This is a genomic window from Xanthomonas hortorum pv. pelargonii (assembly GCF_024499015.1).
GTDB lineage: Bacteria > Pseudomonadota > Gammaproteobacteria > Xanthomonadales > Xanthomonadaceae > Xanthomonas > Xanthomonas hortorum_B.
The window spans coordinates 5,065,974-5,080,948 of sequence record NZ_CP098604.1 but is presented as its reverse complement, the minus strand read 5'-3'; the positions used below and the strand labels follow the sequence as shown (position 1 = coordinate 5,080,948).

Sequence of the window (14,975 nt, the reverse complement as noted above, 5' to 3'; positions counted from 1 at the left end):
GGGTGCTTGCTCGCGATAAAAAAGCAGTGAGATCTCGGTTTTCTTGGGGTCTTAGACGCTCGCAATGTGTTGTTGCAGAGCGGCTGATCTGCGGCTTTGCTGCAGGCCCTCGATTGACCAAACGTTTGTTTGCATCTAAGCGCTGCTTGCTATGACTCGACATCTCGGTTGTCTTCACGTCGTTGGAGACTGCGGATAGATCGGTCGTAGAGCGGATGATCTGCGGTTTGGCTGCAGGGCCCTTGCCCGCCCACCATCGCAGGACACGCCGCAAGTACGTCCATGTAGGCTCTTACGCGACGGTGGGCGGGCAAGGACCAGTCGAGATGGTCGGTGTGCATGGTTGCAAGCAATGCACGACGTGCAATGTTCGGATAACGGCTCGTCTGATCAGCATCCCAAGCAAGTCAAGCAAGTCAAGCATCAGGCAGACTTTCAACGAAACAACCTGCAAACGTCCTGGTGCGGTGTCCTCACCGATTGCGGGACCGTGTGGCGGCATGGATGCCGCCACCGAGCCTACATGGACGTACTTGCGGCGTGTCCCGCGAGCGGTGAGGGCATCGCGCCCTCGACTGACTCAACTTTTGACCTTAGCCAAACGACGCTATGACTCGATAGCTCGATAGCTCACTTGTAGACCGCTGATTTGCTGCTTTGCGCTGGTGAGGACATCGCACCCTCGACTGACCAGCAGCGGCTCACGAAAACGTGGCGAGCAGTCACCAGGATGGCGCGGAAGGCGCGGGCGAACCGGAATGCATGAGTGGTAGATGCCGATTCCAAGCACCGGCCGCACCCGCCTGACGGCTCCGCAGTAATTTTGTTAGCCGCTCTGAATGCGGGCGATGCCACACACTGCGTCAGTTGGCGACGACCAGACGAGCGCCAAGGCGCATGCCGGCTTCGGCTTCGCGCAGCCACTGCGCCATGTCGCGTGGCGACAATGGGCGTGAGTAGAAGTAACCCTGGATCTCGTCGCAGCCCTGCAGGCGCAGCAATGCGTCTTCCTGCACCGTTTCCACACCTTCGGCGACTACCTGCATGCCCAGCGCATGGCCCAGATGCACGATGGCCTGGGTGACTTCAGCGGTGTTGGCGTCGTCGAGCATGCCTTGCACGAAGCTGCGGTCGATCTTCAGGCGCTGCACCGGGAAACGGTTTAGATAGTGCAGGTTCGAAAAGCCGGTACCGAAATCGTCCACCGCCAGCAGCACGCCGTTCTGCTCGAACAGCTCGAAACAGCGGCGCAGCGAATCCGAATCGCGGATCAATGCGGACTCGGTCAGTTCCAGCTCAAGCCGCGACGGCGACCAGCCGTTGTCGCGGCAGATTTCCAGCACACGCTCGGCAAAGCCGCGCTCGCGCAGCTGCACCGCAGACACATTGACCGCGATGCGGCTGAAATTGAGCCCGGCACGGTCCCAGACAACGGCCTGGCGGCAGGCTTCGCCGATGACCCATTCGCCAAGGCGCACGATTTCGCCGCATTCCTCGGCGATCGGAATGAACTCGACCGGGCTGCAAGGACCATGACCAGGACGATTCCAACGCATCAGCGCTTCGATCGCCGGCGAGGTATCGCCGACCGTGTTGACCAGCGGCTGGTAGACCAGCGTGAATTCTTCGCGCTCGAGCGCGCCCTGCAGCGCGTGCTCCAGCTCCAGGCGGCGTTGCGCACGCAGCAGCACGTCCTGGCTGTAGTAATGGAAGGTGTTGCGGCCGGATTCCTTGGCCGCGTACATCGCCGCATCGGCGGCGCGCAGCAGGCTATCGAAATCCGACAGGCCATCGCCCTGCAGCGCAATCCCGATGCTGGCACCGAGCTTGAGGGTGACGTGGTCCTTGCGCAGCGGCTCGCCCAACGCGCTGATCAACTTGCGCGCCACGTGGCCGGCATCTTCCGGCTCGCCCAGATCGCGCAGCAGCACGATGAATTCGTCGTCGCTGAAGCGACCGAACAGATCGCTGTTGCGCAAATGCTGATGCAGGCGCGAAGACGCCAGCTTGAGCAAATTGTCGCCGGTGGCATGGCCGAACGAATCGTTGATGCTCTTGAAGCCATCCAGATCGATCAGCAGCATCGCCAGCACCTGGCCGCGCTCGTGTGCTTCGCGAATCGCGTTCTCTGCCTGCTCGCGCAGCAGAAATCGGTTCGGCAAGCCGGTCAGACGGTCGTAGTGCGCCAGCAGCTCGATGCGCTCGTTGGCTTCGCGTTCGCGGGTGACATCGCGGAACAGGGCGACAAAACGCGGCGGCAGGCCTTCGCGGCGGTCCAGTTCGATCAGTACCTGCACCCACACACGCTGGCCGGAGTTGCGATAGAAACACAGCTCCAGCTGCTCGGGCAGGCCGCCATCGGAAATCCGCAGCAGCGCCGCTTCGAAGGCGTCGCGCGAATCCTGGGTGTACAGCGACAGCGCCTGCTCCAGGGTGATGTTTTCCTTGCGCAGGCCATGGATGCGATAGCACTCCTCGGTCCACTGCATGCGCCGGGTATCGACCTCGATCTCGCAGCCGCCGATCTTGCCCAGCGCGGAGACGCGATTGAGCAACTCGGTGCGCCAGCGGATCAATGCGTCGGTCTGGCGTTGCTCGGTGACGTTCTGCAGCTGGCCGAGCAGGCGCACCATGGTGCCGTCGCCATCGAAGACCGGCTGTGCCCAAACCCGCAGATGATGCGGAGTGATGCCGGCAAGGCCATTGATTTCCAGCTCGAAATGCACCGGCATGCCTTCGTGCTTGATCTTGCGCCAGGCGCTGCGCAGCTGCGCAATCGAGGGCCGGCCGAGCAGACGCAGGATGTCGCGAAGGCTCTGCAGCCGCACGTGAGTCATGCCGAGCTGCTGCAGGAAATCGGGCGAGACCCACAACGCGTCTTTGAGCGTGTCCAAGCTCCAGCTGCCCATGCTGGCGATACGCTGGGCATCTTCGAGCTGGGCCTGCTGCTCGCGCAGCTGCTGCTCGAGCAATTTGTGGTGATGCACGTCGGTATGCGTGCCCACCATGCGAAGTGGGCGGCCGTCGGCGGTCCGCGAGACCACGCGGCCGCGATCGAGGATCCAGCGCCACTGGCCGTCGCTCTGACGCAAGCGGAATTCGGCCACATAGGTATCGGTGCGCCCATCCAGGTGCGCCTGTACGGCGGCACTGACCAGCGCATGGTCGTCGGGATGAATCAACCCGGACAAGGCGGTGAGATTGTTCGGCAGCGGCTGCTCCAAGTAACCGAGCATGCGGGTCCAGCGCTCCGAGCGGTACACCACGTCGGCAGGAATATCCCAATCCCACAAACCGTGATCGGCACTGTCCAGACCCATTTCCCAACGGCTGGTGCCATCGGCGCCCATCGGCTCGGGAATGCTCAGGGTGAAGGCCATCACCTGGCCGTGTTCGTCGCAGACTGCGCGCAACCAACCTTCCAGACGCCCGCCGCCGGTGCCCGGCAGCACGCAGGCCGCCATGCCGCCGTTATCGGCCACCTGGGCTCGGCTGCTTTCCAGAACTTCGGCATAGGCACCCAGGGTTGCCGGCAATCCAAGCGACTGCGCAACGCGGTTGGCCGCCAAAGGCTGACCATGCGCATCCAACAACACCACCGCTGAGGTCAACGGGTGCTGCAGCATGCTTGCAATGACGCCTGAGTCCACTCTGGAACACTCCGAAGAATCGACCCCTGCCTCGGAGTCGCAATGGATAACGGCCGTTTTGGCGATTAGTTGAGGTACCTGTTTGCGGCACGACCGAACCGGGCCGAGTTACGGCTAAGATGGCTGCATCGCCCGCTCCAAAGGTCGTTCGCGGACCCATGCCTGATCCCGTTGCCGCGCCCGCGTTTTCGTCCGCCCCCGTCTCCCGACTTCGCCTCGCCGAACGCCTGCAACAGGGTCTGTGGACGCTGACAGGGCTGTATCTGCTGACCGGTGTGGTGTGGTTGCTGCTGGGCAACCGGCTGCTGCACCTGGCCGGCGCCGCCATGCCCGAGCGCTGGTCGGATGCGAGCTTTCTGGTGGTGTCGAGCATCGTGATCCATCTGGTGCTACGCCGCTTTGTCGCGCTGATCGTGGAAGAGCACGCCCAACTGGCGCAGTCCGAGGCACTGCTGCAGGCCAAGTTCCTGGCCCTGCCCAGCCCGGCCCTGATCTACGACCTGGCCACGCTGCGCATCCTGGATGCCAACCCGGCAGCGCTGGAATTCTTCGGCTGGGAGCGCGACGAGTTTCTGCAGCAGACATTGCAGGCGATCTGGCCCAATGCCGACGGCGTGCGCCTGGAAGAAATCATCACCCAGATCCGCGCCAAGGGCGACGACACCTGCACCCTGCACGAAGATCTGCTGACCCGCAGCGGCCCGCGCCATGTCGAGATCCGCAGCAACCAGCTGCATCTGGCCAGCGGCCCTGCACGCCTGGTGGTCACCGTGGACCGCAGCGAGGAGCGCCAGGCGCAGCATCTGCGCGACGAAGCGCTTGAGCGGCTGGAAGAAGCGCAAGGCATCGCGCGGCTGGGCTCGTGGCAGCTGGATCGCGCTACCGGTCTGGGCCGTTATTCGCCGGCGGTGTATCGGTTGCTGGGCCGCAGCGTGCCGATGCATCGCCGCGAACATCGACTGGAAGAATTGCTGACCGCCTCGGACACCGCCACCCAGGCACGCATCGAACGCATGATCGAAGACATGTGCACCGGTGGGCAGGTGCAGATCGATGTGCTGTTGCCGCTCACTGGCGGCGACTCGCAGCCGCGCACCGTGCACCTGCGTGCCGAGAGCGTCACCACGACGAGCGGCGCCCGCCATATCCACGGCACACTTCAGGATGTGAGCGAGCGCGAACAATCGCGACGCCTGCTGCGCGAGCGTGAGGAGCAGTTCCGCGAGCTGGTGCGCGTGCTGCCCGATGGCGTGTTGATCCTGGCCGACGAGCACGTGATGTATGCCAATGCGGCCGGCTCGGCGCAGTTCGGCTTTCAGGGCGAAACCATTCTGGGCGAACCGTTGCAGACGCTGGTCGGCGAGCATGATCTGCCGATCGTGCGCGACTATCTGCGCGCGGGCAGCGACCGCAACGAACCGGTGTCCAGCGCACGGGCGATGCGCCGTCGCGACGGCAGCACCTTTTATGCGGGCCTGTCGGCCGGCGACATCCGCTATGGCGGGCGTGCGTGCAAGTTGCTGGTGGTGCGCGATTTGAGCGAGCCCGAGCGTATGCGCGACGCACTGGCCGAAAGCAATGCCGAACTGCAGGCGATGGCCAAGCGGTTGTTCTCGTTGCAGGAAGACGAGCGCCGCGCGATCTCGCGCGATCTGCACGACGATATCGGCCAGGCGATCACCGCGATGAAGCTATCCGCACATGCGGCGCTGGACGAGCTGGACCCGGCCGCGCGTCGCGAGGATCTGCTCGAGGTGGTGTCGCTGGCCGACAGCACGGTGACCAAGCTGCGTAATCTGTCGATGCTGTTGCGCCCGCCACAACTCGATGCACTGGGTCTGGAAGCTGCGCTGCGCTGGCAGGCGTCGATGTTGTTCCGCGCCTCGCAGGTGCGCCTGGAACTGGATATCCAGGCACTGGACGTACGCCCCGGCAACGAAATCGAACAGGCGTGTTTTCGCATCGCGCAGGAAAGCCTGACCAACGCGTTGCGGCATGCATGCGCGGGCGAAGTGCGCATGAGTCTGCAGACGATCGACAGCCAGAGCTTTCGCCTGGAAGTGAGCGATGACGGCGATGGCTTCGAACCCGAAGGCCCGCGCGGTCTCGGGTTGATCGTGATGCGTGAGCGTGCGCAAACCGTCGGCGGTGCGCTCGCGATAGAATCAGCCTCCGGAGCAGGCACGCGCGTGACGTTGCGCCTGCCCTATCACCCGGTCGGCGAGTCCGTCCACGACGATGGTGGACGTTGAGTCATGTGGAGCCCCGTTATTCCGCCTGGATTGGAAATCGTCAAACCCACGCGCCTGGGCGCAGGCAATCCCGAACTGCTGCATCTGGTGGACGCTGCCGCATCCGGCGGCCCGCCGTTGATGGTGTTCCATATCGATATCGATCACTTTGCCTCGATCAACGAGAACATGAGTGCCGAGGTCGGCGATCAGGCGCTGACGCTGGTCGCGCGCCGGCTGCAGGATTTCCTTGGCGCGCGCGGCAAGTTGTGGCGTCACGGCAGCGATGAAATGGTAGTGGTGGCGGTGCGTCGCGAAGACACGCCGTTGCCGGAAGATTTCGCCGAAGAGATCCGCCAGCAGCTGGAATTGCCGTTGTCGGTGTTGCCGTACACCTTGTTCATGACCGGCAAGGTCGGCATCAGCCTGTGTCCGGAACACTCGAGCTCGCTGTCGATCCTGCTCGATTACGCCGAGGAAGCCAGCTACCAGGCCGCGCGCGAAGGCGGCAATACGGTGCGGCTGTACACGCGCAACTCGACCACCAGTGCGCATAGCGAAAGCATCATCGCGCGGCAGATCGTGGATGCGATTCCGCATGGCGAGCTGCGTCTGCGCTATCAGCCGCTGGTGAGCGCGCGTGATGGCCGCATTGTGGGCATGGAGGCCTTGCTGCGTTGGCAATCGCCGACGCTGGGCATGCTGGTGCCGGAGCGTTTCATGCGCACCGCCGAGCGCCTGGGCGTGATCGTGCAGATCGGCGAATGGGTGCTGCAGAACGCAGTGCGCCAGGCGCGTCTGTGGCGCGACCAGGGTTTCGACGACTTCAGCATTGCGGTGAATGTGTCCACGCTGCAGTTGCTGCGCCCGGGCTTCTTCAACGAAGTCATGGGCATGTTGCAGACCGCCGGCGTGCCGGCGCAATTCGTCACGCTGGAGATCAACGAAAGCGCGTTGACCAACAACGTCAACTTCGTCCACGAGACGATGGCCAACCTGCGCAACGAAGGCATCAGCCTGAGTCTGGACAACTTCGGCACCGGCGATTCCAGCCTCAGTGCGCTGGTGCGGTATCCGGTGGATCGACTCAAGATCGATCGCAGCTTCATCAAGAGCGCACCAGCCGGCAGCCGCGAGGCGGCGATTGCGCGCGCGATCATCGCGATGGGCCATCAGCTCGGCATGACGGTGATCGCCAACGGTGTGGAATCGCAGGCGCAGCTGGGCTTTCTGCGTCGCAACGATTGCGACATCTTCCAGGGATATCTGTTTGGCGAACCAATGTCGGCCGAGTCGGCAGGCATGGCGTTACGTCGCCGCTACCTGCGCCCGGAATCGTTTGCCGAAAGCCGCCCCGACCGCACGCTGTTGCTGCTGGACGACGAAGAAAACGTGTTGCGCTCGCTGGTGCGGTTGTTCCGCCGCGACGGCTACCGGATCCTGGCCGCCGGCAACGTGCGCGATGCCTTCGACCTGCTCGCCACCAACGACGTGCAGGTGATCCTCTCGGACCAGCGCATGAGCGACATGAGCGGCACCGAGTTCCTGGGCCGGGTCAAGATGCTCTACCCCGACACCGTGCGCCTGGTGCTCTCCGGCTACACAGATCTGGCCACCGTGACCGAGGCGATCAACCGCGGCGCGATCTACCGCTTCCTGACCAAGCCCTGGAACGACGACGAACTGCGCGAGCACATCCGTCAGGCCTTCCGCACGCACGATGAGTTGCGGAACGGCCGGGAATAGGGAATTGGGAATGGAGAATCGGTAGAGCAGATCTTCACCGCTTGATTCTCCGCGTGCCAAATCGTGCCTGAAAACCAAAGCACCAGCGCACGCCGCTCTACCGATTCCCTACTCCCGATTCCCCATTCCCAGCGCGCGCTACCGCGGCTGCCGCACCGGCAACACGATGCGGAAACTCGCGCCCTGCCCCGGTGTGCTTTCGACGTCGATACGGCCGTGGTGCTTGTTGATGATGCCGTAGGAAATCGACAGGCCCAGACCAGTGCCGCTGCCGACCGGTTTGGTGGTGAAGAACGGGTCGAAGATGCGTTGCATCAGGTCCGGGGCGATGCCGGCGCCGCTGTCCTGGAACTGGATCCAGACGTTTTCAGCCTCGTCGCGGCCGGTGGTGACGGTAATCGTGCCGCGCTCGACAATCGCCTGGCCGGCGTTGAGCAGCATGTTCATGTAGACCTGATTGAGCTCGGACGGCAGGCATTCCACCAGTGGTAGCTCGGCGTAATTGCGTTCCAGCGTGACCTTGTACTTGAGCTCGTTCCAGATGATGTTGATCGTGGATTCGAGACCGGCGTGCAGATCCACCATCTTCCACGACTCGGAACGGTCCGAATACGAGAAGTCCTTGAGGTCGCGCACGATGCGGGTCACCCGCTCGATGCCTTCGCGCGACTCGGCCATCAACTGCGGCAGATCGCGGCTGATGAAGTCGATATCGGCGCGGTTGCGGATCTCGTCGATTTCGGGAATCAGTGCCTTCGGATCCGGCGCCTGCAGCGCGCGCTCGTACGCTTCGATCAGCGTGAACAGGCTGCGCAGATATTCCTGCAGGCTGCCGAGGTTGGAGTGCACGTAACCGATCGGATTATTGATTTCATGCGCTACGCCTGCGGCGAGCTGGCCGATGGAGGCCATCTTTTCCGATTGCAGCAGTTTGTCCTGTGCACCATTCAAACGCAGGTAGGCCTGGCGCAATTCGGCGTGGCGCTGCTGCAGCTCGCGCTCGTAATCCTGCTGGCCTTCGATGTTGTGGAACAGCGCCAGAAAATGCCCGATGCCCTGCTCTTCGTTGTAATACAGATGCGCGATGACCACGCGGTCGCCAACCGGCAAGCTGCCGGTCCAGGTGCCTTTGCTACGCGCCTGATTGAGCGCATCGGAGGGCAAGACCTGCGAGATCCGCTCGCCGAGATTGCGATCGTCGTCGGGGTCTTCCTTGCACAGGCTTTGGCGCGCGATGGCGTTGGCCAGAATCAGCTGCCCGTCTGCGCGGAACAGCAAGACGCCCTCGAGCATCTGATCGCCGAAGGCGCGCAGCATATCCGAAGACGGCAATAAGGTTTGATTGAGAAAAAACTTGGCAGTCACGGGAAGAGGCGGCGTAGAAGACGCGTCAATATACGCCCAACCGCCTACGCGCCGTATTGCGCAACGCCACGATCTGGCACGCCGGGCAGATCGGATTGCGCGACGCATGTGCGCTGGACAGCGCGCACGCACGCTCTACGCGAGATTAATCGCTCAAGCCACTGCCAGCGAACGTCCGCCGCGCAGTACGCTCGATTGACCCTTGGCGTCATAGGACGGTGCACTCTCGGTGCGGCCCAGGTGACGCAGTGCCCAGTTCACTTCGCGACGCCGACGTGCCAGCAGCGCGCCGTTGGCGCGATTGGCTTCGGCCAGTTCGCGCAGACGCGCTTCTTCGCCTTCGGGCATTCGCGCTTCGAGCGCGCGCAGTGCCGAGAGCTTGTCTTGCGTATGCCGCATCAACCCATCGATGTCGTTCTCGAGTAATGCCTGGCGTTCGCCGGCCAGCGCGTCGCTGAGACGTTGCAGGAACTCGTTCACGTTCATCCTTTCGGCTGGGGATTAACCCGCCAGTTGCTGATTCAGATCCATCATGCGGCTGGCGATGGCATCCAGGTTGATGGAATAGCTGCCGTTCTGCAACGACTCCTTCACTGCCTGGACGCGACCGGTGTCGATCGCCGAGGACTGCGAAAGCGTGCGCTGCAAGTTCTGCAGGTTGGTGGCCTCGCCGGTCAGCTTGACGCTGTCGGTGGGCGGTAGTGCTGCAATCGGGGACGCGCGGTCTTCACCGGCCGAAGCGATCTTGCTGCTTGTGGCGGCGGTACGAAGGGTGGCGGCGGTCGGTAGATTGCCTTCGATTTTCTGGGTCATGTCAGGAACTCCTCTACAGGTCGTAGGGGATAACGGCAGCCGAAAAAACTTTATAGCGAATTTCTATCTGGACACCACAACGGTACCGCTCGCTTCGACGATCCCCTGCACCACCCGGCGCGAGGACGAGTTTTCGACCGAGACGCGCTCGTTTTCGCCGGCATCGGACAAGGCGCGACCGCTCATGCGCACTTCCAGACCGCCATTGCGCGACACCAGCGGCACCGTGTCGCCGCGCCGTACCAGCCGCTGGGTGACCAGATCGTTCGACGACAGCAGCGACCCGGCCGGCAGAATGCGCCGGGCGGTCTTGCCCACCGCCGCCACCGGATCGGCCAGGACTGCACCGACAATGCGCGCGGCATCGCGTTTCTCGATGCTGATATCGGCCAGCGAGATGGTTTCTCCAGCGCTGATGCCCCGGCGTAACACCAGCACGTCCTGATTACGACGCACCTTGAGCGGCACGAACAGGCGCCAGCCGGCCGGCTGCGGGCAGGCCACTTCGACCGTGTTGGTCCCGGTGGGCTGCGCCTGCAGCGCAATCGGACACGCCGGCATGCGCAGACCCGGATCGAGGGTTGCCTCGGCTTCGGCATCGGGGCCGACGGTGGCCAGGGCGGCAGCACGGATGGAATCCACAGACTGGTAGCTCTGGGCCCAGGCCGGAGCGGCAGCCAACAGAATGACAAGCAGTAGCAGGCGCATGGGACCAGATCCGGAGGAAGACGAAACAGACATTGCAAGAGGTGTGCCTGTTTTTTGAATCGGGAATCGGAAATGGGGAATCGGTCGGGGGCTGAGCCTTGGTCGGTATTCGTTGCTGATGTGCGATTGGCTTAGTGAACACCGTAAGTACGTCAGAGCACGGCCCCTCGCCTCGGGCTTGCTGCGGAAAGCCCTCCGCTTTTGCGATTCCCTATTCCCGACTCCCGATTCCCGACCCAGCGCCCCACGCCAACCTTAAAACCGCTCAAGTTTTCCGATGGCGCTGTCGATATCTGCCCCATGACCCACGATCTGCTCAACCGCATCGACCAGCGCACCCGTCTGGCTGGCCACAATCGACTGGCCCTGCTGCTGTTCCGGCTGGGCGGGCGCCAGCTTTTTGGCGTCAATGTCTTCAAGGTGCAGGAAGTGCTGCGCCGTCCGGACCTGTTTCAGGTCCCCGGCCTGCCGACCGAGTTCGCCGGCGTTGCCGACGTGCGCGGGCGCTCGGTGCCGGTGCTGGACTTGGGCCTGGCCATCGGCCACCCGGAGCGCGACACGCTTTCCGAAAACGGCCCTGGCTATCTGGTGGTGGCCGAATTCAACCGCTCGGTGCAGGGCTTTCTGGTCAGCGGCGTGGAGCGCATCGTCAATATTGCGGTGGAAGACATCCATCCGCCGCCGGAACTTGGCGCCGAAGCCACTTATTTGACGGCGGTGACCCGTTTCCAGGGTGAGTTGATCCAGGTGATCGACGTGGAAAGCGTGCTCGCCGACATCGCCAAGGTCAGCAAGGACGTGCAGCTGGATCCCTCGCTGCAGCTGGTCGCATACGACCGGCAGTTCCAGGTACTGGTGGTGGACGATTCGCGGGTGGCGCGTCAGCAGATCCGCAGCGTGCTCGACCAGCTCGGCGTCGCGGCAACCTTGCTGTCGGACGGCCGCCAGGCGCTGGACCATCTCTTGCAGGTGGCAGCGTCAGGCGAGAATCCGGCCGACCGCTACGCGATGGTGATCTCCGACATCGAAATGCCGGCAATGGATGGCTATACGCTGACGACGGAAATCCGGCGCACGCCGGGGCTGCAAGGCCTGTACGTGCTGTTGCATACCTCGTTGTCGGGTGTGTTCAACAACGCCATGGTCGAACAGGTCGGCGCCAATGCCTTCGTGGCCAAGTACAGCGCCCACGAATTGGCCGATTATGTGTTGGCGCGCCTGAAAGTGGTCGCCGAAGCGGCCTGATCGGGCCAATCGGCTGCTGGATCCGAGCCGATAGCAGCAACAAGGCGTCGCGCCGGGCTGCAAAAGGCTTCGCGGCATAGAAGTGGGTCAGTGCGTCGACGCGCTTTTGAAGTGAGACCCGCTGACGCCAGACCGCGCCTCGGGTAATGCCGAACCTTCGGCTTGGCGAGCTTGATTGAATCAACGTCGTGACGGACACAGGTCCATCGCGTTTCGCGGACGGCCAAGGCGCCGTTCGTCGGCAGCCCCGATCATTCTTCGCGTTCTGCGGCCCGTACCACCTCGATTGGCACAAACTTTGCTTTCTCCCTGGTAACACTTCGCGGGAGAGCACCGTGTCCAACTCCATTTCGTCCTTCCTCGGCATCCACGGCGATGCTCTGCCGCTACGCGAGCAGCGCATGAAGCTCATTGCCAGCAATCTGAGCAATGTGGACACCCCTGGCTACAAGGCCAAGGACATGGACTTCGAGGCCGCGCTGAAATCCGCCGAAGGCGTGCGCGACGGCAGTCTGATGCAGACCACCGACGCCAAGCATTACGAAATCGGCAGCAGCGGCGGGCTCAACCCGTTCCAGATCACCCGCGAGTCCGATCAGCCCAGCCTGGACGGCAACACCGTCGATGCCGACGCCGAACGTGCAGCCTACGGCCGCGCCGCGCTGGAATATCGCGCCTCGCTGAGCTTCCTCGAATCCAAGGTGCGCTCGATGCTCACCGCGATCACGGGCCAATAAGTCATGAGCAATCTTCCCATCTTCGATGTGGCCGGCTCTGCGCTGCATGCGCAATCGGTCCGGCTGAGCACGATCGCCTCCAACCTGGCCAATGCGGACTCTGTCGCAGGCTCGGCCGAGGCGACCTACAAGCCGATCGAGCCGATCTTCCAGGCCCAGCAGAACCGCCAGGATCCCAGCCTGACCTCGGTAAACGTCAAGGAGATCACCACCACCAACGCACCGCCGATCCGTCGCTACGAGCCCGGCCATCCGCTGGCCGATGCCGACGGCTACGTGTTCTCGCCCGACGTGGACCCGGTGGCGCAGATGGTCAACATGATCTCGGCCTCACGCAACTACCAGGCCGGCGTGGAAATGCTCAATACCGCCAAGGAACTGGCGCTCGCGACGATCACGATGGGTCGCTGACCCTTGCTAGCTGACCTTTACCCTACGGACCATTCCAGATGAGCACAATCGGCAGTGACCTTTACGCCAGCCTTGGGCTGAGCACCAGCAGCGCCGCCTCGACAAAGAAAAAGGAGGAATCGCTCGGCCAGGCCGACTTCCTCAAGTTGATGACCGAGCAGCTGCAGCACCAGGACCCGCTCAAACCGATGGAAAACAGCGCGTTCCTGGGCCAGTTGGCGCAGTTCTCCACCGTGCAGGGCATTGGCGACCTCAATACCAAGGTCGGCAACTTCTCCGACTCGATGAACAGCGATCAGGTGCTGAAGGGCGCCGCGCTGGTCGGGCACAACGTGCTGGTGCCCTCGGCGCAGGTCGCCATCGATACCACCAATTCGGCCAAGGGCGTGGTCGCCGCAACCGCGGCCGGCACGGTCAACTTCGAAATCACCGACGCCAACGGCACCTTCGTCAAACAGCTCAGCGTGCCGTCCAGTGCCGCCGGTGAGGTGTCGTTCGCCTGGGACGGCACCGATGCCAACGGCAACCGCATGGCCGCCGGCAAATACGGCGTCACCGCCACCCAGACCGACACCGCCGGTGCCAAAAGCAAACTGGCCACCTACGTGGACGCACCGGTGGACAGCGTCACGATCGGCTCCGACGGCCTGTATCTCAACCTGACCGGGCTAGGCACTTCCCCGCTCGCCAACGTGCTCCGCGTCAGCTGAGCCGGCAACCGACACTTAAAGGACCTCATCCATGGCTTTCAATACCTCGTTGTCCGGCATCAACGCAGCCAATGCCGATCTGAACGTGACTTCCAACAACATCGCCAACGTCAACACGACCGGTTTCAAGGAATCGCGCGCCGAGTTTGCCGACATGTTCCAGAGCACCAGCTATGGCCTGTCGCGCAATGCGGTGGGTTCGGGCGTGCGCGTCAGCAATGTGGCGCAGCAGTTTTCACAGGGCAATATCGACCCGACCGGGCGCAGCCTGGACCTGGCGATCTCCGGCGAAGGCTTCTTCGCCGTGTCCTCCAACGGCGCCAAGATGTACACCCGCGCGGGCAACTTCCAGACCGATGCCAACGGGTATGTGATCAACCCGCAGGGCGCACGCCTGCAGGTGTTCGCGCCCAATCCCAGCGGCAATGGCTTCGACGTGGGCCGTTTGTCGGACCTGCAGTTGCTGACCACCGACAGCCCGCCCAAGTCGACCTCCACGGTCAATCTGGCCTTCACCCTGCCCGGTAATGCCACCGCGCCGACGGTCACCCCGTTCAATCCGGCCGACGACAAGACCTATAGCCATTCCACCGGCGGCATCAACGTCTACGATTCGCTGGGCGTCAGCCATGTGCAGACCTCCTATTTCGTCAAGACCGCCAACCCGAACGAATGGCAGGTGCACAACTACGTGGACGGCGCCGCCGTCGGTGCCCCAACCGCGCTGCAGTTCTCCGACACCGGCGCGCTGACCAACCCGGCCAACGGCATCATCGCGATGGATCCGTTCACCCCGAGCACCGGCGCCGGCGTGCTGAACATGCAGCTCAACGTCACTGGCTCCACCCAGTACGGCGAAGCGTTCGCACTGCGCGACACCCGCCAGGACGGTTACGCCAGCGGCAAGCTCAACGAGATCAGCATCGACACCAGCGGCGTGGTGTTCGCGCGCTACTCCAACGGTGCCGACAAGGCGCTGGGCCAGGTCGCGCTGAGCAGCTTCGTCAACCCGCAGGGCCTGCAGTCGCAGGGCAACAACATGTGGGCCGAAAGCTACACCTCCGGCGCCGCCCGCATCGGCGCACCGGACACTTCGGACCTGGGCCAGATCGAATCCGGCTCGCTGGAAGCCTCCACGGTGGACCTGACCGAGCAGCTGGTGAACATGATCGTGGCCCAGCGCAACTTCCAGGCCAACTCGCAGATGATCTCGACCCAGGATCAGGTCACCCAGACGATCATCAATATCCGTTAACGGCTGGGAATCGGGAGTTGGGAATAGGGAATCGTAAGAGCTGGCATTGCGTGTATCGGATGCCGGCCTTGCCCCTTCTCTCCCAGCTTCCTGCAACTCCGCTT

The 14,975-nt window shown here is 63.2% G+C and carries 12 protein-coding genes and 1 other RNA gene; 7 read left to right on the top strand and 6 right to left on the bottom strand.

From position 1 onward, the window contains the following. Positions 1-698: 698 nt before the first annotated feature. A non-coding RNA gene (locus NDY25_RS21660) (sX9 sRNA) lies at positions 699-775 on the bottom strand. Between the two features lie 88 nt (positions 776-863). Continuing rightward, the gene (locus NDY25_RS21655) at positions 864-3,650 is read right to left on the bottom strand and encodes a bifunctional diguanylate cyclase/phosphodiesterase (protein WP_180336598.1); all 2,787 of its coding nucleotides are present in this window, start codon (positions 3,648-3,650) and stop codon (positions 864-866) included. Positions 3,651-3,769: 119 nt separating this feature from the next. Here NDY25_RS21655 and NDY25_RS21650 point away from each other — a divergent pair, with 119 nt between their 5' ends. Both NDY25_RS21650 and NDY25_RS21645 read left to right on the top strand, forming a co-directional pair. Then, positions 3,770-5,902: a sensor histidine kinase gene (locus NDY25_RS21650; protein ID WP_168959524.1), complete on the top strand. Its 2,133-nt coding sequence runs from the start codon at positions 3,770-3,772 to the stop codon at positions 5,900-5,902. Between the two features lie 3 nt (positions 5,903-5,905). Next, positions 5,906-7,627 carry an EAL domain-containing protein gene (locus tag NDY25_RS21645; protein WP_006450200.1) on the top strand — a complete coding sequence of 574 codons (1,722 nt, stop codon included), beginning with the start codon at positions 5,906-5,908 and terminating at the stop codon, positions 7,625-7,627. A gap of 138 nt (positions 7,628-7,765) precedes the next feature. Here the strand turns inward: NDY25_RS21645 and NDY25_RS21640 are convergent, their stop codons facing one another. The 4 genes from NDY25_RS21640 to flgA form a co-directional block, all read right to left on the bottom strand. Continuing rightward, positions 7,766-8,992 carry an ATP-binding protein gene (locus NDY25_RS21640; RefSeq protein WP_168959525.1) on the bottom strand — a complete coding sequence of 409 codons (1,227 nt, stop codon included), beginning with the start codon at positions 8,990-8,992 and terminating at the stop codon, positions 7,766-7,768. A 153-nt stretch (positions 8,993-9,145) separates the two neighbouring features. Then, positions 9,146-9,478, bottom strand: a complete 333-nt coding sequence (locus NDY25_RS21635) for a flagellar protein FlgN (protein ID WP_006450202.1) — start codon at positions 9,476-9,478, stop codon at positions 9,146-9,148. Positions 9,479-9,493: 15 nt separating this feature from the next. Further along, positions 9,494-9,805 (bottom strand): flagellar biosynthesis anti-sigma factor FlgM, encoded by a 312-nt coding sequence (gene flgM, locus NDY25_RS21630; protein WP_256627677.1) that lies wholly within the window; start codon positions 9,803-9,805, stop codon positions 9,494-9,496. A 63-nt stretch (positions 9,806-9,868) separates the two neighbouring features. Further along, on the bottom strand, positions 9,869-10,513 hold the full coding sequence (gene flgA, locus NDY25_RS21625) for a flagellar basal body P-ring formation chaperone FlgA (protein WP_006450204.1): 645 nt from the start codon (positions 10,511-10,513) through the stop codon (positions 9,869-9,871). Positions 10,514-10,813: 300 nt separating this feature from the next. On the opposite strand from flgA, the gene NDY25_RS21620 reads away from it, so the two are divergent. The 5 genes from NDY25_RS21620 to flgE all read left to right on the top strand — a co-directional run bounded on the left by NDY25_RS21620 (position 10,814) and on the right by flgE (position 14,871). Continuing rightward, positions 10,814-11,758 (top strand): chemotaxis protein, encoded by a 945-nt coding sequence (locus NDY25_RS21620; RefSeq protein ID WP_006450205.1) that lies wholly within the window; start codon positions 10,814-10,816, stop codon positions 11,756-11,758. Between the two features lie 335 nt (positions 11,759-12,093). After that, positions 12,094-12,495, top strand: a complete 402-nt coding sequence (gene flgB / locus NDY25_RS21615) for a flagellar basal body rod protein FlgB (protein ID WP_023903963.1) — start codon at positions 12,094-12,096, stop codon at positions 12,493-12,495. Between the two features lie 3 nt (positions 12,496-12,498). Then, positions 12,499-12,906, top strand: coding sequence for a flagellar basal body rod protein FlgC (gene flgC, locus NDY25_RS21610; RefSeq protein WP_168959526.1), 408 nt, complete (start codon positions 12,499-12,501; stop codon positions 12,904-12,906). A gap of 38 nt (positions 12,907-12,944) precedes the next feature. Continuing rightward, on the top strand, positions 12,945-13,616 hold the full coding sequence (locus NDY25_RS21605; protein WP_168959527.1) for a flagellar hook assembly protein FlgD: 672 nt from the start codon (positions 12,945-12,947) through the stop codon (positions 13,614-13,616). Between the two features lie 31 nt (positions 13,617-13,647). Continuing rightward, the gene (gene flgE, locus NDY25_RS21600; RefSeq protein ID WP_006450209.1) at positions 13,648-14,871 is read left to right on the top strand and encodes a flagellar hook protein FlgE; all 1,224 of its coding nucleotides are present in this window, start codon (positions 13,648-13,650) and stop codon (positions 14,869-14,871) included. Positions 14,872-14,975 lie beyond the last annotated feature (104 nt).

Coding starts and splice junctions, on each gene's coding strand:
- NDY25_RS21650 (WP_168959524.1), top strand. CDS start 3,770: ATGGCTGCATCGCCCGCTCCAAAGGTCGTTCGCGGACCCATGCCTGAT.
- NDY25_RS21645 (WP_006450200.1), top strand. CDS start 5,906: ATGTGGAGCCCCGTTATTCCGCCTGGATTGGAAATCGTCAAACCCACG.
- NDY25_RS21635 (WP_006450202.1), bottom strand. CDS start 9,478: ATGAACGTGAACGAGTTCCTGCAACGTCTCAGCGACGCGCTGGCCGGC.
- flgM (WP_256627677.1), bottom strand. CDS start 9,805: ATGACCCAGAAAATCGAAGGCAATCTACCGACCGCCGCCACCCTTCGT.
- flgA (WP_006450204.1), bottom strand. CDS start 10,513: ATGCGCCTGCTACTGCTTGTCATTCTGTTGGCTGCCGCTCCGGCCTGG.
- NDY25_RS21620 (WP_006450205.1), top strand. CDS start 10,814: ATGACCCACGATCTGCTCAACCGCATCGACCAGCGCACCCGTCTGGCT.
- flgC (WP_168959526.1), top strand. CDS start 12,499: ATGAGCAATCTTCCCATCTTCGATGTGGCCGGCTCTGCGCTGCATGCG.
- NDY25_RS21605 (WP_168959527.1), top strand. CDS start 12,945: ATGAGCACAATCGGCAGTGACCTTTACGCCAGCCTTGGGCTGAGCACC.
- flgE (WP_006450209.1), top strand. CDS start 13,648: ATGGCTTTCAATACCTCGTTGTCCGGCATCAACGCAGCCAATGCCGAT.